This is a genomic window from Ensifer sp. ENS11, assembly GCF_014851895.1.
Lineage (GTDB): Bacteria > Pseudomonadota > Alphaproteobacteria > Rhizobiales > Rhizobiaceae > Ensifer > Ensifer canadensis.
The window spans coordinates 25,059-49,155 of sequence record NZ_JACVAN010000028.1 but is presented as its reverse complement, the minus strand read 5'-3'; the positions used below and the strand labels follow the sequence as shown (position 1 = coordinate 49,155).

Sequence of the window (24,097 nt, the reverse complement as noted above, 5' to 3'; positions counted from 1 at the left end):
GGCCAACCAGCCACATCAAGTCTCTGGGGCGATAGTTGCCAGGAATATCTCGCCTTTACATAGACTTCTTTGAATATATTAAACCAAGCAGCGAACGCTGCTGGTTGCACGGCAGGAACTCCGGGAGCTCGCGATGCTGCTCTTCGGCAACGCAGGAATTTCAGATTGTGGGATGCCGGACTGTAGCGGCATCACGATGCGCGATGGGCCTCTCGATCGTCGCCTCCGACGGCCAGCGACCGAAAACAAAAAGTAACTCCGGTGTCCAAGGACCATGTCGAACGGTCGAGAGTGGCCCAGTCTTTGCGCCTGCGCAATGAGAAGCGTCGGCGCAAGCGGCATGATGGGGAAGAATGGAGATCGTCATATCCGAACAGGTAGTCGAGCATGAGACTTCAACGTGCTGGATGGCACCCAGGGAGTTCGAACGCTTGCGGCCGAGGCGACGACCGCCACCAGGATGGTGTGGCATTCTTAGGGTGATAGGAGGTGGAGTTGAACGCAACGTCGCGCCCGCTTGGCGCTGCAGATATCATGCGCCTGGAAGCGCTCCACCGCGAACTGCTCACGATTTGCCTTCGGCTCGAGGAGGTTGCCGCGGACATCGAGATGAGCGCGAGCGAACCAGTTCGTGAGCTTGCGCAGTCGATCCCAGCAATTTTGAAGGAGGTTCATGACCTCGAAGAGCATACTCTCTTTCCCGATTTCGATCGCAACGCGGGTTCGCTCTTCGCCGCCAAGGCCATCGAAAGGCTGAAGGCTGATCATCGCTGCGACCGGCTGGCGGCAGAGGAACTCTCACTCCTCTTTTGCGCGCTGGCCGATGGCCGGTCTGATCTCGGGCCAGACACCATTGCCCGTCTACTGCACGGCTTCCAGGAAGCGCTCCGCCGGCATATTCACGCCGAGAGCCTTGTAGTGGAGGCGCTGTTAGCGGCTAAGGCCGAAGCTCGCGAGATTTTTCAGTAACGCGCGCTTGTCGCGACATGGCCAAGAACGGATCAATCAATCGCGGTACTGGCGCACCACTATGCGGGTCGGGTAATCTCCGGTGGCCCGACTTCTTGTCGGCACCCCGGCTCGCGGCGGGCGGGCCAAGCGCTGATTTACACCAGCGCACGCCCGTAGGATGAGATCGTTTCCGCCGTGCTCGACAGCACCGAGCCATGGCACTCGCCTCGGTGATACTCCGGGACTTCCTCCCCCCCAACGAACTGCCGCCCGTCCCATCTGGTCGGACCTGCTCTGACCGTGATGTTGGCGGCGCAGGTGGGGTTACGGGACGGCTGTCGAGCGGTGCCGGGGGCAAACGGGGACGTCTGGGAAAGCGTAAACTTGATAGGTGTCACGCTATTAAAAGCGATATGCGCCCGCGGCGGAGACTGAGCGCATTTCTTTGCCCTTAGCCTCGCTCCAGTTCCGAATTCAGATGATCGGCCAACCGGATTGCAAGAGCAAGGATCGTCAACGTCGGATTGGCGTGACCGCTGGTTGGAAACACCGAGCCGCCGGCAATGTACAAGTTGTTGATGCCATGAACTCTGCAATTGAGGTCGACGACACCAGTTTTTGGGCTCGTCGACATGCGCGTCGTTCCAAGCGTGTGCGCCATATCGATGATGACGAGATCCTGTGTGCGCCGTTCTGTGACCCAAGGTTCCAGTTTCGGGGTGGGGAGCTCAGCACGGGCGAGAGCTTCATGCGATAATTCGGCAATCCTGAGCAACGTTTTGTATTCGAGATCGCTAATGCGCCAATCGATCTTGGCGAGCGGTACGCCGAACTTGTCCGTCCGCTCGCTGAGGCTAACCCTGCTCGCTGGATTTGGCGCCTGTTCGCAGATCGCTTCTATGCGCAACCCATTCAACTTGTGAGGCAGACCCCGGGACTGGAACTCGTCGGCGACGAGATTTGGCGAAATCATAATCGCCGTGTTGACGATAAGATCCTTGAAGACCTTGGGTGTGCGGTGGTCCGAAAGGATCTTCATACCAATCCCCCTGGCGATGAATCCCGAACCGGCGGCAACGGAAAGAACATCACGTCCGACATTGTCGCTGCGCGAACGCAACAGCCTTTTCAAGGCGACCCATGGATCGTCTGGTGCACGTTCTGTCGAGAAAAAGACAGCGGCATTCGATATCTGTTCGCGTTCCTGGGCAGCAGCGGTTAGAGCAAGACCATGGGCGAACATGTGCGCACGATTTTCGTGGTGAACTCCATAGAAGCCGAAGAGCTTTGTGAGCGCTGCCATTCGATCGGTCGGGATCCGCCCCACGCGTGCCGCAACGTGGTCCATAAGAAATCGCCCGACGACATCGTAGTGATTGCCGATTCCTTGCGAAAAGACATCAGTGGACGCTAGCAACAACCGGGCATTCTCAATCCCGCCAGCAGCCAGCACGCAAATCGTGGCCTCAATGCGCGCGCGCTTGCCCCCAACACTTACGACATCGATGCGCGAAAACTGGGATCCATCGCCGTTCACACCCACGCGGCTCACTGTCGCGTCGAGAAGAACATCGGTATTGGTCGGCCGGCGGGCCAGGAATTCTCGTCCGAAGCGCATTATGTCAAGGCGATCGACGCGAGAGCGAGCAAACTGCCAGTAGAATGAACGTAGCCCTTCGTTGTCAAAACGTTCCGGCGGTGCCTTTGGGCATAGGTTGAGGACCTTCATTGCACGAAGCAGATAGGGCACGATGTGTTCGTGATCGACTGGCCAGCCGGAATAGGGCACCCAGCTTCGAGCCTGAAAGTCTAGCGCATCAAATGGGGCCGACTTTCCCGCCCATGCGTGTGTGGATCCGCCAAGGCCACGGCATCGCACGCCATAGGGCTGTACGTCAGGTGACCAGAACTTGGCTTGCGAACCATGAAATTCTATCCTCTTGCGGACCTGTGCCTCGGTTTGAAGCTCACCGACGTTCTCAACTTCATTGAGCGCAGAATGCTCGGGACTTTCGAGTTCAAGCCCGCTTTCGACGACGACGACCTTCCTTCCCGCCCTGGAACACTCCTCGGCTATTGTCAGGCCCACAGGGCCAGCCCCCACGATTACGATATCCGCTATGATGATGGAGTTGTCGTCAAACTCCGAAAGCCGCCTTATCCTCATCTAAGGGGAGTTCTCTTCGAGGAAACGGAAGTCCAACCTGTGCACAATGATCGATGAGCGAAGCGCTGCACCCTATCGGCAAAGCGCATCCCTTTTGGCTTGCGAGTAACTACGCAGTTGCGGCTAACCCCATCCTGGACGCTCTTTCGCATCGGCTCCTCCGTCCTCCTTGCCGCGCAGTTTACAGCCCTGGATGGAGAGAACATTGCGTTGGATCAAAGCCGTTCGCTTGCTGAAGGTAAGGGGTGCTGGTTGTTGCACCGCTTCGACAAGGGCTTGCCACTGCGGAAGCGGCTGCCCAACTCTGGATCACCGCCAGGACGCTTTAGGGCCGACCCACCGCGCACCGGTTTGCCGTGTTCTGCAAATAAGGTCGAACGTCACTTTCCCGCTTGCCGTAAGCCTGATTGCGGCTGGCCGCACTAAAGACCGGTCTGGGCACAGGACGGCTCATCGCCTGAACAAAGACCATCATGAAGAGAGCCCACGCGGCCATCCAGCAGACCGCCGCGGCAACAACGGGTTCGAAATACGCGGCACTCCTGCCGTCGCCAAAAACACGCAGCAAAGCGGAGACAGATAGAAGCCTGAACGCGCAAGTCGTGGGCCTGCTGAGGATCAGCCTCTCACCGTTACGAACCGAGGCCGACCGCATCATGAAGGCGGCGATCATCGTTCCCATAGCTCCCATCGTCATTGCATGCAGGGCGGCGATCGGTGGGAACTGGGCGGGAAAGATAATAGCAACGCCGTTCAGGATGAGCGCCGCCGGCATCCAGGCGAAGGCGATATGCAGGATAAACAGTGCCGGATACCGCGCGGCCTTGAGGCTTTGCCAACTCGCCATTTGCAGCAACAACACAGCGCCTGAAAGCATCAACAGGTAGCCGGATATGTTTTGGATCGCGCCTCGAAGACAAATGGCGGCCAGAATACCCAGGATCGCCAGGTACGAAAATGCCGGCCGATCGCGAAAGGGGGTCTGTGTCCCCGTCCGGACGAGCCAATGCCGCGTGAAGGCAGGCACGGCGCGTCCACCAATCGCGGTGATCAACAGGCTATAAATCCCCCACGGCGAACCTATCGAGTTCAAGCCGTAAACGTTGGAGAGCGCGGCGCTAATTCCAAGTGCGGCTGCTCCGAGTGGTGCCCACAGGCGGTGCCACGCCGCGGCCTTTAACAACGCAACCGCCAGGACAGCCGCCAAGAACACGAAATATGCAGATGCCCCGATGACAGATGCGAGATGCGGGAAATGCGTCGAGAATGCTGCCGTGAGCCGGGCAGTGCACCAAAGGGAAGAAGCAATTATTGTGACCGCAGGTGGAACGGGACCTCTCTTCGTCCACGCGGGCAAGACCGTAAGGAGATAGCCCCCTACAGCAGCACCGGCCATGCCGAACAAAAGCTCGCTACTATGCCAACTGACTCTCTCCAGCGCGATTTCTTCCGGGAGTATCCAGACAAGGGGTACGACGAGCGCCCAAAGTCCGGCGAGAAAAAACAGCGGTCGGTAGGGTGCCTGCCAAATAGACTTCGAATTGACCACCCCTGATATCAAATGCCCCTCTTGGATTGAGCCCCAAAGCGCGCAAGCCGTCCTGCGTTCTCAAAATGTATATGCATCACCCGATCGTCAGTTGAGTTGCACCGTCCGGTATCGAACGCAGTGCAGACGCCGTCGCGGTGCGAGAATTCCGCGGCACCCGACAATTTTGCCGAGATCGGAGCTGCCGTCTTGCCGAGCCATTGTTCCGGTCTTGGTCTGTTCCCAAACCTGCACTGCCGACCACGATGGTGTTCGCTCGTGCGGAGGGCAGACTGCAGCAACGGAAGCATCAATTGATTTGCAGGTTAAATGATGCGTACCCGCCCGCAGGGTAGACCGCACGGATAGCCTCGGTACCGAGAGGAAGGACAAAGTTCCCGATGCCGCTAAGCAGTTCGTCCAAGACGACCCTCAGTTGCATCCTTGCCAATGCTGCGCCGGGGCAGATATGGATCCCCGCACCATAGAGCAGATTTTGCGACTGATCCCGATCGGGACGGAACTGGTCCGCATCCTCGAACACTGCACCGTCACGGTTTGCAGATGCCCAAATCACTGTCATCCTTTCCCCTGCCTTGATCGTCCGCTCACCGATTGCCACAGATCGAGACGCAACGCGCCGATTGGAAATCAATGGTCCATGGAGACGAAGTATTTCGTCCACGGCTTGCGGAAGGAAAGCCCTGTCACGGCGTAGCTGTGATTGGACTTCGGGATGTTCCGCAAGGAAATGGACAATGATACCGACGCAGGCGGAGATGGTACCCAGTTCGCCCACGGTCCAGTTGCGCAAGATACTAACGATCTCCGCATGTCGGAGCAGCCGTCCATCAACGGCCTTCCGCACCAAGCTGGTGGTGATATCGTCCGGTGCAGCAGCGCCGGCTTGCTGGCGTATTTCCAGCTGTGATCGGATATAGCCATCGAATTCGAGCGCTATGGACGCAAGAGCATTCGCATCGCGGACCAGCGTCGCCTCGCGGTTCTTCCGGACCCATTGCCGTAATGGTTCGTGCAATGATCGGGGCCAGCCCAAGAAGCCACACTGGATTCGTATGGCATATGGTTCAACAAATCCCATCATGAACTCGCTGGACGGGTCTTTCTTGAGTGAGGCGACCAGATCGCGAGCAATCCGGCGGCATGCCGGCTCGAAGGACTCAATCCGTTCCACCGCGAAGTAGGGCTCGATCATCTGCCGGTAGTGTGTATGTTCAGGCGGATCCATTCCGTTGGGAACTGACGGGTGGCGTGAAACAACGTTGCTGTAGGTTTCGTGATCGTTCAGTACCTGCAAGACATCCGTATGGCGGAAAAGCGACCATCCGAGGTAGTCGCTATAGGCCACCGGGCACGCCTCGCGCATCTGGTCGTAGGCCTGGATCTGATTGGCTAGAACCTCGCGACTGCGAGGATCCCAATCGGAGACTGTCTCCATAGAAGACTTGTGCTGGTTGGAAGCCTCTCCCGCTGCCGATTCCATTCATGCGCCCTTTCCGCCAATATGTGCCCATATGTGCATCAGCGGCAGGCGCGTTCTTTGTCGTCACTCAAATAATTTGCGCACGCTCACGCTCAAGTATTTTGAAGCCCAATTTTTGCTCGATATGAGTTCCTCCATCACGGCTCCGACCACCCGGGCTGGAGAAGACCGGATGGTAGCAAGCTTCGCTGGCGTGAATTGGATCTTGAAGTCTCCGCCCCCGAGTTCGAAAGCCCGATGCGAGGACCCCTTTCGCTCCATGATATTCCCTCGAATTGAGATCCGGCCGCGCCAACTATTCGAGACTGTCGTCTGGGCAGCAAAAATTCAAACGCGAAGCACAACCTGGCGAAGCTTCCCCGCTGCCGTGACAAATCCCGATCGTCAGCCAATTGTTTGGCAGCATAGTCGACCATGCACCAGATATCGCTCGGGATTCAGGCGCGAACCGCCCGCCCTTGACTTGGCGTCTGATACCAGATCGCCCTTCCCGGCATGTGTGGTACGGCGTGAGTGTAGACCTCTTTCACCCGTCCATGGCCCCTACTCAGGAGCCATATGTCGCGAGTAGCGCCTTTGTGCCTGCGGCGACCGCGAAGAATGCGGACCACCCGACGAGTGCCATCGATAATCGAGGGCGTAGATCACGCAGCCCCATAAAGTAGACCACCACCCAGCGCGATTTGATGACGGTTAGGATCAGAATGACGCCGAAAGCCGTGAACGGAACAGCTTCGTGCTTCCATTGAGCCGAGATAAGAGCGGCGATGATAGCAAGCAACAGTAGTTTTGCCGCTCGACCAAGCAGCCATATGGGATTGTTCGCTTGCATCATCTACCCCAGATAGATCACGGGAAAAATTACCAGCCAGACGATGTCAATCACGTGCCAGACAGTCGTAACCAACACCACATTGGATCGCTCCATCCTTCGTGCGATCAGCAACATGAGCAGGCTCAGGAATACGACATGCGCGAGATGGAAACCTGTAATCATGAAGTAGAGTTCGAAGAAGGCATTGAATGTCGCGTCACCGATGAACCGTAACTCGCCTTGATATTCAACGACCTTCGTCGCTGCGAACAAAAATCCAAGCATCGCTGATGCGACCAAGGCGAACCTTCGCTTTTGGTATGTCGTCGCACGCACCGCCTCCGCCGCCAACCATCCACTTGCGATCAATACGAGCGTATTGAGACTAGCGAGCCGCCCATTCAAATGAATTTTGGCAAGCGAAAAGCTGTCCGGGTGAAGATACGACATCACCATAAACCCGCCAAGCAAGACGCCGAACGCAAACAATTCGCTCCAAACGAGAATCCAGAGGATCAGATCATCATTCGGTTCGTCGCTTTGCGCCAGTTCAACTGCCATGAACTCGAAATCTCCACTTTATGCACTGGTGCTACAAAACACCGCGGCGTTCTTTGTGCTTGCACAAAGAATGGTCCGAGTGCGCGTTTCGCGATGCTGATCGTAAATGGTTGGAGAGGCTCAACCGCCGGAAAGCAATTTGACTCGGCTTTGCAAGCTAACCAGATCAAAATCCGAAATGAGCAGATCGAGGCGGACGTTCCATTCGCAATCGCAGGGTACCGGGACGTGCTGCACGCTCCAGAAACCCGGCGACACTCGACGGATAGGCACCTTGAATTTTGAAACCGAGCCGTCAACCGACGACATCTCAAGTGTGACTTCACGAGGATCCAAGCCGGCAAATTCGGCAGTCGACACAGATATCTCTGCATTGAAGATCAGATCGGGCGTCGTTTCGAACGCCAGCATTGCCATTGTTTCGGCATCCTGGAGGTGAACGGATGTGGCGATTGGCTGCCTTAGCGCGAGCGCACGGGGCGGCGGTGTGAACCGCCACAATGACGTGACTGCCAATACCAGCACGACCAGGAAAACTTCGACCGAGACTAGGTTTTTCATGCTTTTGGCCGCACGAAGGCAGCCCGACGCGACACGTGGCGTTAGAACGAAGCGATTCCACGCGCCGAGTACAAGTGCGCCGCTCACCAATGTCACTTTCGCGAGCAGAACCTTGCCGTAATCAAAACCCAAGATCGCGGGGAGCCAGCCAACCTGGACATAGGCGAGATACCCTCCGGCGACCAGCATGGCGGCGATCGAGTAGGGAATTGCGGCCGAGAACCTCAGTAAACTGTCACGTTGCCCTTGATGGCGGGCCCCTAGAACATGCCACAAACCAGGCAACGAGCCCGCCCAGAAGCAGACCGCCGTCACATGAAGTGATACCGCGGCAAAGGAGAGCCATTTAATTCCAGCGCCGGACGCATGTCCCGTCAAGGCAAAAGCGGGGCCAATCAAAGCCAGCGATGCAAACGCCAGCGCCTTGCCGGCTATCGCTCGCGGCCTTGCACAAACTGCCAGTAGGAGCGCTAGTCCCACCAAGAATATCGAACGCGCCAGGCTGCTATCCAGTGCGTCGGCCCAAGCCTTCGCTCCAAGCAACGCCGCCCATGACGCGCTGTTTTCAACTGCGAGGAGCCCGATCAGAAACACAGCACATACCGCCGCGGTATATAGAAGAGTGATTGTGGTTCTTGTCGGCGCTCCATGCGCGATCCAGAACGAGAAGAAACTTCCGCCGATGCCGAACAGGCAAGCCAGGTAGAATAGAAACTTCGTTCCGAGTGTTAACAGCCCAACCCGCTCCGCGCCTCCTGTGTCATCCTTCAACTCGCTCATGTCGTAGCTAGCGCCAACAGCAAAGACGACGGAGGCCGCGACGGGGTGGCCATCTTCGGAAAGGATCCGCCAATTTAGAGCGTAAGCGCCTTCCCCTAGCGGCTCGGCGAGCTCGACCACGACGTCGTTGCCGGAAATCGTCGCTGGCAGATTGGCTGGTTTCGCATTGCGGTCGACGAGCGTGAGGTCGACGCGGGTCACAGCTTCCGAAAACCGGAGGGACAGTTGAAGCGGCCGGGAGGTCAGACGCTCTCCTTGCGCCGGAGTGGAGGAGACCAAGACTGCGTGTGCAAAGGCATGCTGCCAAGGCATAACCAGGCAGAGCGCAAGGGTGACCAGAAATACCAACACAGAAGCGTTGCGGGGGCGGGCAAGTTGGAAAGTACGGATCATGCCTATGCCCCCGCCTGCGTCGTCACTTTTCGATAATGGTCAAAGTCGGCGCGGGATGTTCGTAATCGTCAGCGCTCTTCCCGTCAGTCGGGATCTCGATCCACCTTGTCGTAGCCCCGCCTACGCATTCCTGAACAACGGGAAACGCGACCGTTGCACCCGGCTTGAAGGCGTCGGTGATGTAAGCCCGGAACACAAACTCGTCGTATTCGTCGTCCGCCAGGTTGCCACCTGACCAGATCAGTTCGCGGACGCCACTTGTTTGTTGCTGACCGTGCAGTTCGTACGCTTTCGCATATTCGCCATGCGTCTTCTCGATTTTCCAACCGGGTTTGGGCATGGGCTTCACTGAAATTACGCCTTCCGGAAGCCGCACCCTAAGAGCAACCGTAGCCTTGCCGTCACAACCGTGCCCGACCCGCAGAATGGCTTTATAGGTTGATCCGACCTTTGCGCTGCCGTTGTCGAGGGTTATGTGCGCCATGGCAGGAAAGACCGTTCCGGCCGCCAGTAAGATGGCGGCCAACGAAGTCTTGAGCATGGACATCTCGTAATTCCTTCACTCTATGACCGTTGTCATTCAAGGAGACTCGGTCCGATTGTTTCGACGTCACGCCAGCCGCGACGCTAAAAAAGCAAATAGACTTGAGTGCTCCAGGCAACTTTGATTTGCGTCAAGGAAGAGAGCTTTAGAGGCGAGCCAGCCTTCGTCTAAAATGTCGCCCAATCGGCAAGCGGGCCGACGAAGCGCGCAGCACCGCCAAGCAAGCCAGCTTAAACACCGACAGGAGTGGCACGATCGTCGGCGAAGCGATTGTAGCGATGGTCAAGATTGAACAGTCATCAAAACAGATTGCCGGCATAATTGCCGTGATTGACGAAATCGCGTTTCAGACCAATCTTCCTGCATTGAACGCCGGGGTGGAGGCGGCCCGGGCAGGCGAGGCTGGCAAGGGCTTTGCTGTCGTCGCGCAAGAAGTGCGTGAACTCGCGCAAAGGTCTGCAGGAGCTGCTCGAGAAATCAAAGACCTCATCCACTGCTCTCGTATCGATGTCGAGACCGGCGTCCAACTCGTTAAGGACACCGGGGAAGCCCTCAAAAGTATCGAAGGCCAGGTTAATGCCATTAACCTGAACATGGATGCCATCGCCACCTCGACCAATGAGCAATCCGCTGGGCTCCTGCAAGTCAACGCGGCCGTCAACCAAATGGATGAGGTAACCGAACAGAACGCCGCAATGGTTGAGGAGACCAATAACGCAAGCGCGACCTTGGCTGCAGAAGCAACCCGTCTCCACGGGCTTGTGGAACGGTTCTGGCTCGCAAGCACAGAAGCCACTCTGTCCGACGCGCGGTCTCTAGGGGCGTCTTCGCGCGAGGGAAGCCCCCTGTCGAGGATAGGAGAGCGACTACGGCAACGCGTTGCGTGAGCGATTTTCGCGAACGTCGAGTTATTTGCGTTTAGTCAAAGTTCACGGCGTCTTCTCCGGTAGATCAGCATCAACGAAGCCAAGCGGCTTCAAGAACAGGAGAAGAGCGATGAAACGACTGGCAAACCTCACGATTGGAACGGCAATGGCTTTGGCGGTAATGGCTACCGTATCGCAGGCAGCCGACCACGAAGTCCACATGCTGAACAAGGGCAAAGACGGTGTGATGGTATTCGAGCCGGGACTTACTCGAGTGGCTCCGGGAGACACCGTAACATTCATACCGACCGATAAGTCTCACAATGCCGAATCAATCGCCAACCTCATCCCGGAAGGTGCGCAGCCTTTCAAAGGGAAGATGAACGAAACGGTCAAAATCACTTTCGATGTTAAGGGCGCGTACGCCATCAAATGCGCTCCCCACATGAGCATGGGTATGGTCGCTCTCGTCGTCGTCGGCGACGCTCCCGACAACCTCGAAACCGTGAAGACCGCCAAGCTCCCGAAGAAGGCGCGGGATCGTCTCGACGCTGACATTGCAGCAGGAGCGATGTAACAACGCCGCGACGATCTGAACGCCCACGTTCCCAAAACGTGGGCGTTTTCATATGGTCCTATCGACTGCCGGCACGCGAGGAACTTCGATACAGGATGCGGGCCGAACATCTTCCGGAAGAGATCAGGGCCATCGGTTCGAAGGCACGGGCAAGGCTGTGCCAGCGATACCGGTGGCTCTCTGCGGACTGCAAACCGCAACCGAAGGTCATCACCGCGATTGTCCGAGAGCTGGCAGGTTTTGTGTGGAATGTGAGCCGGCATATCCAACCAGTTCGATGAGGAAATAGACCCACGGGAGTTCTGATAACACATAGCAACCTGATCGGCGTGCCGCGAAATCCAGGCAAGATGGGAAATCCTCGAGACACCTTGGGCGAGCTTCCAGCTTATGCCCGTGCTTAGAGCGAGGAAGACCCGTGCCGGTCATGATGAGAGAGGGTCATTTCCCCTTAGCCGGAACCGACCGGTTTTGGTCATTCGCCAAACAGCGCCTTGGTGTATTTCTTGGAGACGGCCCCGCTGCGCTGTCCGTTCGCGCCATAGTACCGATCTTCACGGCACAGCCGCTCCTTCGTGTCGCAGAAAATCCCGTTGGCAAAGGTGAACTCGGTCAGGTCAACATCACTCGTCGTGAACAGCTTGTTCGCGCCGGCCTTTTTACCGAGATATTTTTTCGTCAGCTCGCGGGAGATTCCCTTCTCATTGGCGCACACGTAGCGGTCGCAGAGCACGCCCGACGCTGGCGATTGGATCGTGGCCCGCTGCTTTGCGTGAGCGGGCATCACGCCCAGGGCCAACAACAAGGCCAGAGAGATCGAAAAGTACGGTTTGTTCATAGTTGGACCTCGCTTAGTGGGTGATTCTTCTTCAAAGAATAAACGATAAACGGACGAAAACATGTTTGCGTGCCGATTGGGTGGAGATGGGAAGGGCGGGTCCGGAGGCCGCATGCGGGAACGGAGCGCAGCGAGTGCCGAACGGGTGAGGATGCTGGCGAAGCCGCGGCCGTGACCACGTGCCATAGCAGTATCCTCGCCAGATCATCACGTGATGGCCGACACCTTGCTTGGGCAACCTCCCTTACCCATTGTGCCATAGACGATGTTGCCGTCTCCCAGCCGGAGCTGAACGGGAATTCGCAACCTAGGCGGCATGGGATCGCAGCGCCGCGATCGGTATGACGAATGGAACGTCCTGTCCCTCAGCGACAACCTCCACATCAACTCCGTAGACCGAGCCTAGTCTCGACGCGGTTAGGACAGCCGCTGGCTCTCCGGAAGCGGCAACCCTGCCCTTCTGAAGCAGAAGCAGCCGGTCGGTGGTCCGAGCCGCGAGATTGAGATCATGAACCGCCATGAGGATGAGTGCGCCCGATCGGCAAACATAGTCCCGCAACAGAGCAAGGACCGTCAATTGATGGCGCAGATCCAGTGCGCAGGTCGCTTCGTCGAGGATAAGCAGCCGCGGCTGGCGCATGAGCCGCTGCCCGAGCAGGACCAACTGCTGTTGACCGCCCGACAGCGTGTTAATCCGGCGATTGGCAAGATGCTCCAGTCCCAGCTCGCAAAGCATCGTCAAGGCTCTCGTGATCTCAGGTTCGCCTATTCGCCATCCCAACTGCTCATGGCGGGCGAGCAGAAGGGTTTGCAGCACAGAGAGATCTGCGTTTACAGAGCAATGTTGCGGCATGAAGCCGACAGTTCTGCAGTCGATTGGGCCGCTCTCCCATAGGATCGTGCCCGAATGCGCAACACTCCCGGCAATGGCGCCGAGCAAGGTGGATTTGCCAGCACCGTTCGGGCCAACCACGGCGACGATCTGGCCAGGCGCGAGCGTCAACGAGCAGCAGTCAATCGTGCGGGTTCGCCCGTGGTCTACGCAAACGTTCGTCAAAGTCAGACCCTCGGTCACTGTTGCTCTCCATTGCCACGCCGCGCAATGACGACAAACAACATGGGAACGAATCTCACCTTGATTGCCGCCGCGCAGGTAAGCGACACAACGTCCAAGTGGCACTGATCGGTGCGGCCAGGGCATCAGCCTGCCTTGCCGTGAAATCGTGGCGGCAGTCGACAACCTGTCATTGTTTTGATGTAATCTGACTTCCTCAGCCGGAGGTTTGCAACACGATGAATGGTTGGAACAAGGACGGGCGCGGGAGCGTCAGAGTATCACCGGTCGTCGGCTGGAAGGCCGCAACACTGATCAACAACGAAGCCGACGTCTTCCTTAGGCTCGAGTTCAGCGTCAATCCTGATAACACAGACGTATCAGCACTCCAATTTGCACTGACTGAGCATCAGGCTCGCGAAATCAGTACCAAACTGAGAGCCCTTGCAGACACGATATCGTCTTACGCCCTCCAGCCCATTTGATGGCCGATCGTGTTCGGCTCGCTCGATCTGAGCGATCGACGAATGCCCGATGAAATGGCTGACCTGCACCGCTACTTGTTGCTGGCGATCATCGAACAGCATAGCGGATTGGCGCGTACGTCGAGGAACGTTCACCGATTACATCACGAACGGAACTTTCTTTCTGGCTTCTGGATACCTCGAACACCTTCTATCCCCCATGAGCTTCCGAACATGCTCGGAGTCAATTCGGGGTGGAGAATTCCAGTGGAACTGAGGGACAACACCGGCCAAGATCTCAATCGTTTGGAGGCATACCTCGCCAACAGCTCAGTCAAATCGCTTCGCTTACACGAACACCATAACGACCATGTAGCCCACAATAACGAGCACTAAGCCACCGACCAGCATGGGCACGAGTGTACTTCCCGACTGACGATCATTCATGTTGCTATTCCGCCTATTTGTTGGTTTCGTTTCCTGGTTAACTGACTTTGATCGGGCACTGCCCAGCGCTTTCTGCGGGAGGACGAGGATGGTCGACGAACGCAGCTAGCCTCCCAAGGTCGAAGGTCGCCTGAGGTCAAGGGACTCCTCGCTGACAATGCAGTTGTCGGCGTCGACAATGCCCCGCCAGACCGAGTTGCCGTTGCGCACAGTCAGGCGCTTGCGGCCTTCGTCGCTGTCGACGCCGCGCTCTACTATGCTGGTCACGAGGCCAAGACGCATTCGGCGCCGAAGTTCACTCGCCTCCATCGAAAGCCGCACCGCCAGGAATGGCGGGTCCAGAACATAATCTCCGGCATGGTCAAGCTCGAGCCTCATCTCGTCCCTCATCGAATGTACGCGCCGGTATGCCGCAAAAGATATATTGACGATATATGTTTTGATCCACATAGTGAAGCGTATTCTCAACACACACCCATCGTCGTTGGACGACAAAGGGCCGCATCGGCCTGACTGAGGGCTGAATCCAGGCATGAGCAAAGGCGCAAATGACAAACCAACCATCGTTATCGACGGCCGGGTGCTACCCGAGCAGTTAGACGAGCAGATGATCCACGACGTGGTTCACGGCTTCTACGACGAGATCCGCAAGGATGCCCTGCTCGGGCCGGTGTTCAACAGCGCCATCGCGCGGCATGACTGGCCACAGCATCTGACGAAAATGTGCGACTTCTGGTCGTCTTTGATGCTTCGCAGCGGCCGCTATGACGGCCGCCCACTGCCGCCGCATCTGGCGCTTCCTGGTCTTGGCGAACAGCATTTCCGCCAATGGCTGGGTTTGTTTCGCGCTACAGTCCAAAAACTCTGCCCGCCGGAGATTGCGGCGCTGTTCATGGAACGGGCATTGCGCATTGCGCATTCCTTCCGCCTTGCACTGGCCTACAATCGCGGTGAAAACACGTTGTCCGTCGAGCCGATCACGGCCGACAGCCTATGACCTTCCGGGGGCAGCCGGCAGGATCGGCATGCGCAAAGGTTGGAGCGAAATGAGGCTGACGAACTTTTCCGACTACACGCTGCGCATGCTGATGTTCGCGGCGTCCGCTGGGGACCGGCTGTTTACGATCGAGGAAACAGCGCGCGCGTTCGGCGTGTCGAAGGCGCATCTCAACAAGGTGGCCAACACGCTGACCCGCGCCGGGTACCTGACGGCGGTTCGCGGCAGATCGGGCGGACTGACGCTCGGACGTCGTCCGGACGACATCCGCATAGGTGACGTGATCCGGCTGACCGAGCCGGATTTCGCCCTGGTCGAATGCTTTGCCACCGGCAACCAGTGCACGATCACGCGGTGCTGCAAGCTTTCCGGCATGCTGCGCGACGCGCTGTCGTCGTTCCAGAACACCCTCGACCGTTACACGCTTGCCGACATCGCACTGACGCGCCAGGATTTCCTGATTGATACGCCCCGCACCTAGAGCATTTCCAGGAAACGTGCGAAGCGGTTTTCCGTCAGGAAATGCGTAAAAACAAAGAGATAGAACGTTTGTTCGGTTCCGTCCAAATCGGAAACGCTCTAGCGACTGCCCGGCGCGGGAACGACCGCGCTTGGCTCCGATGGAGCATATCGCAAAAATTGCACGCAACTGCAGGTCAAATTCACTTGCCTGGGAGCGGGAATGGCGGACAATCCCGGATGAGTTGCCTGTTGGGTAGGTAAGCCCAGCGTCGCAGTGACGATACCGGCAGCTGCCCTTCGACGGAGGAGAAGATGGCCGCCAACCATTCAGGCCCGACCGGACCCGACCTCGCCCTCGGCATTGCGCTCACCGATCTTCCCGATGGCGGCAAGCTGGTCGGTCATCGCGATGGCGAGCCGGTGCTTCTGTTGCGCCGCGGATCCGAGATATTCGCGATAGCCGCCAACTGCTCGCATTACGGTGGGCCGCTGGTCGATGGCCTCGTCGCCGACGACACCGTCCGCTGCCCCTGGCATCACGCCTGCTTTCACCTGCGCACCGGAGAGGCCCTGCGTGCTCCGGCGTTATCGCCGCTCGCATGCTGGTCGGTTGAACAGCGCGGCGACAAAATAATCGTTGGCGAGAAGCGCAAGAAGCAGACGCCTGCCCCACGCGAAGGCGATGGCGGGGTGGTTCCCGAAAAGATCGTCATTGTCGGTGGTGGCGCCGCCGGCTTTGCCGCCGCCGAGAGGCTGCGGCGCGAACAATTTCAGGGCGCCATCGTCATGATCGGCGATGACGAGGCGCTGCCCGTCGACCGCCCTAACCTTTCGAAGGACTATCTCGCCGGTAAGGCGCCGGAGGACTGGATCCCGCTGCGCAAGGAGGGCTTTTATGCCAAGAATGGCATCGACTTGCGCCTGGGAACCAGGGTTGCCGGCATCGATGTCCGCGCCAGCGAAATCTTGCTCGCCGATGGGGCTCGGGTCGCCTTCGACAGACTGTTGCTGGCAACAGGCGCCGAACCGGTTCGCCCGACCATCCCCGGCGCCGACCAGTCTCATGTCCACACGCTGCGCTCGCTTGCCGACAGTCGGAAGATCATCGCGCAAGCCGGCACCGCACGCAGCGCCGTCGTCCTGGGCGCCAGCTTCATCGGCCTCGAAGTTGCCGCCGCCCTTCGGACCCGCGGCGTCCAAGTGCATGTGGTGGCGCCCGACGAACGGCCGATGGAACGGATATTGGGGCCGCAGATCGGCGATTTCATCCGCGCCCTGCATGAGGGAAATGGCGTCATCTTCCACCTTGGGGATACCGTGACGAGCATCGGTGCAACGGAGATCCAGCTGAGCAGCGGCGGCATCCTGGCCGCAGACATGGTCGTTGCCGGCATCGGCGTGCGCCCGCGGGTCGGTCTCGCCGAAGCGGCCGGGCTCGCCACCGATCGGGGCGTTCTGGTCGATGCATATCTTGAGACCAGCGTGCGGGGCATATATGCGGCCGGCGATATTGCCCGGTGGCCCGATCCCCGTAGTGGCGAGAGCATCAGGGTGGAGCACTGGGTGGTGGCGCAGCGGCAAGGTGCTGCGGCCGCACTCAACATGCTCGGACGCCGGACGAAGTTCACGGACGTGCCGTTCTTTTGGAGCCAACATTACGACGTTCCGATCAACTATGTCGGCCATGCCGAGGGATGGGACGAGATCGAGGTCGAGGGCGACATTCCCGCCAGGGACTGCCTCCTACGCTTCAGGCGCGGCGGACGTGTGCTGGCGGTCGCCACGATCTTCCGCGACACCGAGAGCCTCGAGGCAGAACTGGCGATGGAGCGGGGCGAGGCCTAGTCGGGACGAATTATGATCTAAGATCCGGCCCTCTCTTCCTGGACGAGGCCAGCTCAGCGCGGCGTCAAGCTCGTCTTTTCCGATGCGCAGGAAGGCCTCAAGGCGGCCGTCACCAATGTTCTGTGCGCGACATGGCAAAGGCGCCGGATGCATTTCATCCGCAATGTGCTGGCGCATACCGGCAAGCGCGGCCGCCGCGTCGTCTCTGCCTTCATCGCTACCGCCTTCGCCCAGGAGACGCCGCAAGCCGCGAGCACACAATGGTGCAACCCGGATCCGTTGGCGCCCCATCACAGAAACTGATGCATGATCAAGATGCCGCCAGACACCTGGTATCGGGCTTTATTCGCTTGGTTCTTGGGGGCTTCCAGCTTCTGATTTGAGCGATTCAAGGTGGGTGCGGCAGGCTTTTTCGACGAGATCGATGAGTGCCTCGGTCCGGCTCTGTAGCCACAACAGGGCTTCCTCGGTGATTTCAAAGTGCCTGGAATAACGCGCTTTCACATAGGCTTCGTTGACAATGTTAAACCATGCAGTGAAGCGCTGCTGATCGCGCGGCCAGATCTCCGCCAGCTCGCGATGCTGCTCTTCGGCGCGACCACGCAGGAAGTTCAGATTATGGGAGGCTGGGCTGTAGTTGGTCAGTACCAGAAGAAGCGTGGCGTAGGCTTGTTCAATCGACTGGTGCAGGAGGAAGGCAGCTTCCTTGAGATCCCCTTCCGACACGTAAAAGCCGCCGCCCTTAGCGAACTTTCGAGCATGCGGCATACGGTCTTCGAAGTACTCCGTCGCGATCCGCAATGCGTCCACTTTTGAAAGAGGCCTGGCGACTGCTAAAGGCTCATCATCGAGGTCGTAGAGCACAATGCCGTCTCGCCGAATGTCGACAAAGAAATATTGTCCGTCATAGAGAGCGGTGTTCACTTCGCGACGAGAGTGGACGATCAAGCTAACCGGTGTTTCCACTCCGGAGAGACGCATCAATCGGTCCTGCGCTTTTGCCCAATAACGTACGAAGTCCGTCAGCTTGCTGTTGTTCACAACGATAAGGATATCGTAGTCCGAACGATAGCCTTTCTTCGTATGCGGCTCATCGACCCAGTTTCCGCGTGCGTAAGAACCGAACAGAATGATCTTCAGTATTCGACCACGTTTTTTGAAGTCGGCAATACCGTCCTTCAGCGCGTCCTCGAACTCCTCATGCAGCACCTCGACAACGCGCGCGAGCTCAACCTGCTTACGCTCAGGGAGATGAGCAATACTCGACTTCATCGGCGCGTGGCTACGTTGTGGGCCCTGCATTCGTCAACCCGTGGCATATGATTCGCGGCAATGTAGACCGATGCAAAGGCAGTGAGAACCCTAGCGATGTTATGAAACTGCCCAGAAGATTTCGGCTTTAGCGCTTTATCAGCGTAACACGCCCCTTCGGAGAAGGTTTTGGCGTGTGGTAGACGGTCTTCGAAGTACTCCATCGAGTACCTGCCTAGCACTTGAGGGAAAGTCCTGGGACATCGATCGAGGTCTTCTTGCGGAATGCTCATCTGCCTGGCATTTCCCCCTGCCTCCGCGCGGGTCCGAGGAGATTACGTGCAAGGGTGGGCGCGTTAAGAAGCGCGTTCGCGATCCTGTTTATCAACGTTTGCAACGTGACATAGTTTCATGCGATCAGAGAGCCTGCAGCCTCTGAGGGAAAAAATGAATCCGCGCAATCCTTACGATCACGAAGTCTCTTTTGACCAGCACGTTTGGCTGCCGTTCGCAGGGCGGGCATACCGCAGTGTCGTCGACTTAATCGACGACCGGGAGACAATCGATCGCCTTATCAAGCGTCATATAAAGCCGGCTGCTGGCCGCGACCCGGAACCTCTTGTGGCAGAACGAATACTGTCCCGCCTCTCAGAGGATGATTTGATGCAGGTTCGGCGGGCTATCGAAGCCAGGGGAGAACACACTGACGCGCAAAATATGCTCGTTTTCGCCTCATTCCACTACCCAGAACTGAGGAATAGGCTCGGCACATCCATCAAGAACCCTCCGAGCCACATCCATCGGATGCAGAGAAGTGATTACTACATCGGTGACATCTACAGTGCCGACCTGGTCGAAACTACCTTGAGCCGATGCAACCTCGGGCTGGATCCAGGCTGCGCATACCTGGACTTTGGGTGCTCATCGGGTTCACTCATCCGCATTCTTCAGGCAGTTGCCCCAGAGGCCTCATTTCACGGTGTCGACCCGATTCCCAGTTCGATCGAATGGGCGTCGCAAAACATCGAGGGCGCCACGTTCTCGGTGTCGAACATCTCCCCTCCTCTCTCATACGAGAGCGGGAAATTCCGCGGCGTAACTGCAATCTCGATCTGGTCTCATCTAGGCCAGAGTGAGGCGCTAGCGTGGTTCAACGAAATGCACCGTGTAATTGAGCCTGGTGGTTGGCTCTTGTTTACCGCTCATGGGGAGACGTCGATCTACCATTACAACGCAATTGAGTTGTTCGCCCCTCGTCGGATCCTAGCCCTACTTGAGGGATTCGTTAACAGCGACTTCGTCTTCGAAGAGGTCTACTTGGGCAAGTCCCCGGAAGGCCTCAGCGCTGCTGGATACGGGAATGTCTACTTTCGCCGTGCTTGGGTCGAGCGTTGGCTCGGAGATAAATGGGAGATAGCCTATTTTGGAGAGGCCGAGAACCAACGGAACCAGGATGTCTATATCTTGCGAAAGCGGCCAGCCGCTGCAGTTGGATCTTTGCAGACTGGCCGCTCTGCAAACTCGTTCTGGAACCGGACCTACGGCTGGTTCTTCGGTGCCAAATAGGTCAGGACAGCCGGAAGGCCGATCGGCCAGATAGCCGTACTAGGGCGTATCATCCGGCATGAAAGGAATGCCGGCGGTAGTGTTTGTGAGGTACAGTTCGATCTTATTGCCGATGTGGTTTTCTTGAAGTGCGCCTTCACAGGCAGGCCCGGGGCCTTGGCAATCCATTTCGATGCGATCATCTCGGCAATCTTTCAGTCGCTCATAGCGATAAACGGAAGCCGCAGCGCCGTTGATCGTTTCCTCCCTCAGGAGTTCGCAGTTCTCTACATTCTCCGTCGCGAAGTCGCGGTTGTTACTTGCCCTGCTCCAGCCATTTCGTCGCCAGGATCATGCCAGATCCATCCCAGTAAATGCAGCGCAGGCGATCGCATCGCTTGGCGCGGGACAGAAACACGTCACCACAATATGGACCGGCTGCAACGGCTGACGCCACCAGCGCAACAAGGCCATTCATGCCACGCCGGAAGTCGACAGGGTGCGTCGCTACCATGATCCTAACACCATTCGGCGAAAGTCCGATCACCGGTGTCCTCGCAACGCCGCCACCATCGCCTGCGCCAACTCGGGCGCCACCGAGCCGATCACGGTCATGCGCGCGCCGGCAATCTCGATCTCAACTCGACCGGCGCCAGCGCTTCCGATATCCAACCCCATCGCTTGTTGTGGAACCTGCTCGCCAGCGACCGAAACTGGCACAAATATGGGTTCTCACACCGAAGCTTTGGCCGCCCTTTGGCCCGTCAGTCCGGCCTCACGGCGCCAGGCGTTCAGCAAGCCACGATTGACCCCAAAGCGCCGAGCAACAGCCGAGATGTTCACATCCGGATCTGCGCTCTCCTCAACAATTCGCGCCTTCTTCTCGTCGCTCCAGTTTCGCCGCTGACGCCGCCCCGTGATCACCTCGATCCGTTCATATTTTCCTTCATGCCTGGCTTCATGCCTGGCTTCATGCATGCCTTCATCCATGACTCCAAGCGTGGCATCAGCGCGATCTCCAACCATTCCCTTCCGCTCCTATCGAGGAGCAAGTCTCGCGACCTCAATCAGCAAAGGAAAGGTGGGGCGTTCGTCACGCTCATGGCCGCACTCATCGCTCGGATGCGCAAGGTGAAACTCAGCGTCTCCGCCGGTTGCTCACACCGCGCCCGATGGCGCATTCAAAACCGTCGAGGCTCTGATCGCATCCGGATGACACGCCGAACGTAGGCGGTGCGCCATAGCGATCCTCAAGTTGTTAGGAGAACGCAGGTTCGAGGGCGACTGGAGTCCCTGCAGAGGAGCCTCCGCCATACAAGGGCAGAGCCTCAGCTGGACTATAACGGATCGCCTCAGCGAAACACCGCACGCCAGTTGTCACTGGACTATCGAGCGCGGATGTGCTGTAGGATTTAACTCATCCACAAGTAGGCTTCCCCAAGAAGACATCCCCAAGTAGAGATGCCGCCGTGATCGAAATGATTTCTCGCTTTCTTTCCATTTCCAAACATCGAACCAAAAGCGAGCCGGTTGCAGACCTTCTTGCCCCTGCGGACACCATCGAGTTCCTTTTTCGGGCCTTGCTAAACCGCCCCGTCGGGAACGACGGCTTCAAAAATAGCATGGATAGAAAGGAAACTATCCGCTGGTGGATCGACAGCATTACCCATAGTGACGAGTTCAGGCACCTATTTGCGCAGCGTCACGGCTTTGTCCAACGCGTGAAGCTTCCGGAACCGGCGCAGTCGCTTTCCGCTTCCGCGACCCATCCCAAGCTGCTGTTGCTCGGCACTTGTGGGGTTGGGCCTCTAGTGCAGACCGGGCGCAGCCTTGGCTTGCATCTGCAACATCAGTTGGCCAGTTCGCACCGTTACGACGGGCTGCCTGATCTCGCCACGGACGGGTTCGACGCTGCTGTATTTTTCCTGACGCTCAGGCACTTTCTGGCCGATGCGACGGGCCTCCCCTTAAATGCCGCCGACATGGCGGTGGCGCGCCTCCGGAACGATCAGGAACTAGACGCCTTGGTCCAAAGCTGTGGTGAGCTCATTTCAAACAAGCTATCGAGCCTGTCTTTTATCAGCCAAAGCATGCCTCTGTTCATACCTGATTTTTTTGAACCCTCATTCGATTATATGGGGACAGTTCTGTCGGGTGGTGATCGTGTTTCTTACAAAGAGTTCGTCAGGAAATTAAACCACACGATGAGTAAATTGATGAGATCACACGACAATCTCATCTACGTTGACACCAATGAAATTGTAAATTTCATCGGCCGCATGCATTTCCAGGATGACATCTCAAGCCACGCTACGCATAACGCCTTCATTACCGACGCTGAGGGCTTTCACCGCGCAGCTGATGATGAGAGGGTAGCACCGTCTCGGTGTCCCTCGGAGGTCTGGCAGATCGACGCTTTCCGCGGGCTTTACGGGGAAACATTCCTCAACAAGATCAAGACCGACTTGACGATTATGCGTGCCGAAAAGCCAATTAAGCTCATTGTTGTCGATCTGGACGACACACTTTGGCGCGGGATTGCAGCCGAGGAAGATCGGCAGATTTGGGAGCGGACAGAAGGTTGGCCCGTCGGTTTCGTAGAGGCACTTTTGTATTTCAAATCTCGGGGCGGATTGCTCGCCGTAGCCAGTAAGAATGATCGCGACCCAACGCTCGAGCGGTTAAAGATTATCTGGCAGGGAGCCATCACCGCTGAGGACTTCGCGTCCATAAAGATCAATTGGAACCCAAAGTCGGAGAGCATTGCCGAAATTCTGCAGGAGACCAACATCCTCGCACAGAACACGCTATTCATCGACGACAACCCGCGCGAGATCGACGAGGTGCGGGCGCGCTTCCCGAATATGCGCTTCCTCAACGAAAATCATTATGACTGGCGCCGGATTATTCTACAGGCGCCGGAAACTCGGGTCGCCCGGATTACCGAGGAGTCAACACGGCGCACGGAGATGGTCCAAGCCCGCGTCGAGCGTCTCGAAATGGAGCGCCAAATGTCTCGCGAGGACTGGCTCCGCTCGCTTGAGATCGAACAACAGCTATTCATCATGGACATCGATGACAAGCCGCGGTTCGATCGTGGCTTCGAACTCATCAATAAGACCAACCAGTTCAACACTACAGGCAAGAGATGGGAGCTATCCGAGTTCAAGGGCTTCCTCGCGGCTGGCGGTGTTTGCCTGTTGTCCTCCCTCAGAGACAAGACGGGCGACAACGGCATCACCGGCGCGACTTTGGTGAAAGACGGCGAGATCGTTCAAGCCGTGCTCTCTTGCCGCGTATTCGGCCTCGGCGCGGAAGTGGCTATGGGAGCAGCCGCCACGAAGATCGCACTGAGCCAGGCAGAGAGGGCCACAGGCCGGATCGTCGACACAGGCAAGAATTTCACCTGCCACGGCTGGTTCAAATCCCTCGGTTTTTCCGAGACCGATGGTCATTTCGTGGCCGCTCAAGCCTGTCAAATGCCTGAGTGGATCAAGGTTTCGGACTAACGGCGAGACCCATAAACGGCTGACCGCATAGTCTCCGTTCGTCGAGCCGTTAGGGCTGCAGGGGCGGCCAGCCTTGCTTCGCCACTTCCGCCCACCCATTTACTTGAAATAGTTAGGACCACTCAAACGTCGGCAACTCGGAACCGCAATCCAACTCGCCGGACTGCGGTTTCTCCAGTGACGGAGCAAGAGATGGGCTATGCTTGCGATGGCGCTCGCTGGCGCCGGAGGAAAATGGCGAAATATGGAACCGCAATGGCGTTGGCGGGCCCGCTTATGGCGGTCGCGACGAAGGTGGTGGCCAGGCACTTAAAAAAGCAAGGGTCCCCTCACCCCAGAAAAATGGGAGAAGAGGCCATCGTCTGCCCAATCAGGAACAACGACCAAAAAGCCACTGCAGCACTATCCTGAACGGCGAAAACTTCGGCGGTTCGATGCC

General features: G+C 57.7%; 19 protein-coding genes and 3 pseudogenes. 9 read left to right on the top strand and 13 right to left on the bottom strand.

What is annotated here, in order from left to right; all coding sequences use genetic code 11:
- Nucleotides 1-534 precede the first annotated feature (534 nt).
- The gene (locus IB264_RS31160; protein WP_192434927.1) at nt 535-969 is read left to right on the top strand and encodes a hemerythrin domain-containing protein; all 435 of its coding nucleotides are present in this window, start codon (nt 535-537) and stop codon (nt 967-969) included.
- Between the two features lie 433 nt (nt 970-1,402).
- On the opposite strand, the gene IB264_RS31155 is transcribed toward IB264_RS31160, so the two are convergent.
- The 7 genes from IB264_RS31155 to IB264_RS31125 form a co-directional block, all read right to left on the bottom strand.
- Complete coding sequence (locus IB264_RS31155) at nt 1,403-3,118, bottom strand: GMC oxidoreductase (protein ID WP_192434925.1); 1,716 nt, start codon at nt 3,116-3,118, stop codon at nt 1,403-1,405.
- Nucleotides 3,119-3,443: 325 nt separating this feature from the next.
- Nucleotides 3,444-4,667, bottom strand: a complete 1,224-nt coding sequence (locus IB264_RS31150) for an NnrS family protein (protein ID WP_192434923.1) — start codon at nt 4,665-4,667, stop codon at nt 3,444-3,446.
- Nucleotides 4,668-4,956: 289 nt separating this feature from the next.
- Complete coding sequence (locus tag IB264_RS31145; RefSeq protein ID WP_246811856.1) at nt 4,957-6,150, bottom strand: cytochrome P450; 1,194 nt, start codon at nt 6,148-6,150, stop codon at nt 4,957-4,959.
- Nucleotides 6,151-6,697: 547 nt separating this feature from the next.
- Nucleotides 6,698-6,982 carry a cytochrome C oxidase subunit IV family protein gene (locus tag IB264_RS31140; RefSeq protein ID WP_051509235.1) on the bottom strand — a complete coding sequence of 95 codons (285 nt, stop codon included), beginning with the start codon at nt 6,980-6,982 and terminating at the stop codon, nt 6,698-6,700.
- Between the two features lie 3 nt (nt 6,983-6,985).
- Nucleotides 6,986-7,525, bottom strand: coding sequence for a cytochrome c oxidase subunit 3 (locus tag IB264_RS31135; protein ID WP_192434921.1), 540 nt, complete (start codon nt 7,523-7,525; stop codon nt 6,986-6,988).
- A 120-nt stretch (nt 7,526-7,645) separates the two neighbouring features.
- Nucleotides 7,646-9,259, bottom strand: coding sequence for a copper resistance protein CopC (locus IB264_RS31130; protein ID WP_192434919.1), 1,614 nt, complete (start codon nt 9,257-9,259; stop codon nt 7,646-7,648).
- Nucleotides 9,260-9,281: 22 nt separating this feature from the next.
- Nucleotides 9,282-9,806, bottom strand: coding sequence for a YcnI family protein (locus IB264_RS31125; RefSeq protein ID WP_192434917.1), 525 nt, complete (start codon nt 9,804-9,806; stop codon nt 9,282-9,284).
- Between the two features lie 179 nt (nt 9,807-9,985).
- On the opposite strand from IB264_RS31125, the gene IB264_RS31120 reads away from it, so the two are divergent.
- Complete coding sequence (locus IB264_RS31120) at nt 9,986-10,690, top strand: methyl-accepting chemotaxis protein (protein WP_192434949.1); 705 nt, start codon at nt 9,986-9,988, stop codon at nt 10,688-10,690.
- A gap of 145 nt (nt 10,691-10,835) precedes the next feature.
- Nucleotides 10,836-11,246, top strand: a complete 411-nt coding sequence (locus IB264_RS31115) for a pseudoazurin (protein WP_246811861.1) — start codon at nt 10,836-10,838, stop codon at nt 11,244-11,246.
- 475 nt (nt 11,247-11,721) lie between these two features.
- Here the strand turns inward: IB264_RS31115 and IB264_RS31110 are convergent, their stop codons facing one another.
- The 3 genes from IB264_RS31110 to IB264_RS31100 form a co-directional block, all read right to left on the bottom strand.
- Nucleotides 11,722-12,084, bottom strand: coding sequence for a YcgJ family protein (locus IB264_RS31110; protein ID WP_203530028.1), 363 nt, complete (start codon nt 12,082-12,084; stop codon nt 11,722-11,724).
- A gap of 307 nt (nt 12,085-12,391) precedes the next feature.
- Entirely contained in the window at nt 12,392-13,159 is a 768-nt protein-coding gene (locus tag IB264_RS31105; RefSeq protein ID WP_192434913.1) for an ABC transporter ATP-binding protein, read from the bottom strand.
- A gap of 995 nt (nt 13,160-14,154) precedes the next feature.
- The gene (locus IB264_RS31100) at nt 14,155-14,427 is read right to left on the bottom strand and encodes a DUF6522 family protein (RefSeq protein ID WP_192434911.1); all 273 of its coding nucleotides are present in this window, start codon (nt 14,425-14,427) and stop codon (nt 14,155-14,157) included.
- A 154-nt stretch (nt 14,428-14,581) separates the two neighbouring features.
- On the opposite strand from IB264_RS31100, the gene IB264_RS31095 reads away from it, so the two are divergent.
- From IB264_RS31095 to IB264_RS31080, 4 genes and pseudogenes are all read left to right on the top strand, one after another.
- The gene (locus tag IB264_RS31095) at nt 14,582-15,046 is read left to right on the top strand and encodes a group III truncated hemoglobin (protein ID WP_192434909.1); all 465 of its coding nucleotides are present in this window, start codon (nt 14,582-14,584) and stop codon (nt 15,044-15,046) included.
- Between the two features lie 49 nt (nt 15,047-15,095).
- On the top strand, nt 15,096-15,527 hold the full coding sequence (locus IB264_RS31090; RefSeq protein ID WP_192434907.1) for an Rrf2 family transcriptional regulator: 432 nt from the start codon (nt 15,096-15,098) through the stop codon (nt 15,525-15,527).
- Between the two features lie 293 nt (nt 15,528-15,820).
- Nucleotides 15,821-17,353: an FAD-dependent oxidoreductase gene (locus tag IB264_RS31085; RefSeq protein WP_192434905.1), complete on the top strand. Its 1,533-nt coding sequence runs from the start codon at nt 15,821-15,823 to the stop codon at nt 17,351-17,353.
- Nucleotides 17,354-17,383: 30 nt separating this feature from the next.
- Nucleotides 17,384-17,617 (top strand): annotated as a pseudogene (locus tag IB264_RS31080) (transposase); the annotation flags it as partial.
- Between the two features lie 78 nt (nt 17,618-17,695).
- Here IB264_RS31080 and IB264_RS31075 read toward each other — a convergent pair.
- Nucleotides 17,696-18,625, bottom strand: a complete 930-nt coding sequence (locus IB264_RS31075; RefSeq protein ID WP_192434903.1) for a nucleotidyltransferase and HEPN domain-containing protein — start codon at nt 18,623-18,625, stop codon at nt 17,696-17,698.
- Between the two features lie 426 nt (nt 18,626-19,051).
- Here IB264_RS31075 and IB264_RS31070 point away from each other — a divergent pair, with 426 nt between their 5' ends.
- On the top strand, nt 19,052-20,170 hold the full coding sequence (locus IB264_RS31070) for a class I SAM-dependent methyltransferase (RefSeq protein WP_192434901.1): 1,119 nt from the start codon (nt 19,052-19,054) through the stop codon (nt 20,168-20,170).
- 298 nt (nt 20,171-20,468) lie between these two features.
- Here IB264_RS31070 and tnpB read toward each other — a convergent pair.
- Together tnpB and IB264_RS31060 are read right to left on the bottom strand one after the other, a co-directional pair.
- A pseudogene (tnpB, locus tag IB264_RS31065) lies at nt 20,469-20,696 on the bottom strand (IS66 family insertion sequence element accessory protein TnpB); the annotation flags it as partial.
- Nucleotides 20,693-21,175, bottom strand: a pseudogene (locus IB264_RS31060) (transposase). The pseudogenes IB264_RS31060 and tnpB, both read right to left, overlap by 4 nt.
- Before the next feature lie 452 nt (nt 21,176-21,627).
- Between IB264_RS31060 and IB264_RS31055 the strand changes: the two are divergent.
- A complete protein-coding gene (locus IB264_RS31055) occupies nt 21,628-23,658 on the top strand; it encodes an HAD-IIIC family phosphatase (protein WP_246811859.1) in 2,031 nt (676 codons plus the stop codon).
- The last annotated feature ends 439 nt before the right edge of the window (nt 23,659-24,097 follow it).

Coding starts and splice junctions, on each gene's coding strand:
- IB264_RS31075 (WP_192434903.1), bottom strand. CDS start 18,625: ATGAAGTCGAGTATTGCTCATCTCCCTGAGCGTAAGCAGGTTGAGCTC.
- IB264_RS31130 (WP_192434919.1), bottom strand. CDS start 9,259: ATGATCCGTACTTTCCAACTTGCCCGCCCCCGCAACGCTTCTGTGTTG.
- IB264_RS31145 (WP_246811856.1), bottom strand. CDS start 6,150: ATGGAATCGGCAGCGGGAGAGGCTTCCAACCAGCACAAGTCTTCTATG.
- IB264_RS31055 (WP_246811859.1), top strand. CDS start 21,628: ATGATTTCTCGCTTTCTTTCCATTTCCAAACATCGAACCAAAAGCGAG.
- IB264_RS31095 (WP_192434909.1), top strand. CDS start 14,582: ATGAGCAAAGGCGCAAATGACAAACCAACCATCGTTATCGACGGCCGG.
- IB264_RS31085 (WP_192434905.1), top strand. CDS start 15,821: ATGGCCGCCAACCATTCAGGCCCGACCGGACCCGACCTCGCCCTCGGC.
- IB264_RS31070 (WP_192434901.1), top strand. CDS start 19,052: ATGAATCCGCGCAATCCTTACGATCACGAAGTCTCTTTTGACCAGCAC.
- IB264_RS31135 (WP_192434921.1), bottom strand. CDS start 7,525: ATGGCAGTTGAACTGGCGCAAAGCGACGAACCGAATGATGATCTGATC.
- IB264_RS31155 (WP_192434925.1), bottom strand. CDS start 3,118: ATGAGGATAAGGCGGCTTTCGGAGTTTGACGACAACTCCATCATCATA.
- IB264_RS31090 (WP_192434907.1), top strand. CDS start 15,096: ATGAGGCTGACGAACTTTTCCGACTACACGCTGCGCATGCTGATGTTC.
- IB264_RS31115 (WP_246811861.1), top strand. CDS start 10,836: ATGGCTTTGGCGGTAATGGCTACCGTATCGCAGGCAGCCGACCACGAA.
- IB264_RS31110 (WP_203530028.1), bottom strand. CDS start 12,084: ATGAACAAACCGTACTTTTCGATCTCTCTGGCCTTGTTGTTGGCCCTG.
- IB264_RS31140 (WP_051509235.1), bottom strand. CDS start 6,982: ATGCAAGCGAACAATCCCATATGGCTGCTTGGTCGAGCGGCAAAACTA.
- IB264_RS31100 (WP_192434911.1), bottom strand. CDS start 14,427: ATGAGGCTCGAGCTTGACCATGCCGGAGATTATGTTCTGGACCCGCCA.
- IB264_RS31125 (WP_192434917.1), bottom strand. CDS start 9,806: ATGTCCATGCTCAAGACTTCGTTGGCCGCCATCTTACTGGCGGCCGGA.
- IB264_RS31160 (WP_192434927.1), top strand. CDS start 535: ATGCGCCTGGAAGCGCTCCACCGCGAACTGCTCACGATTTGCCTTCGG.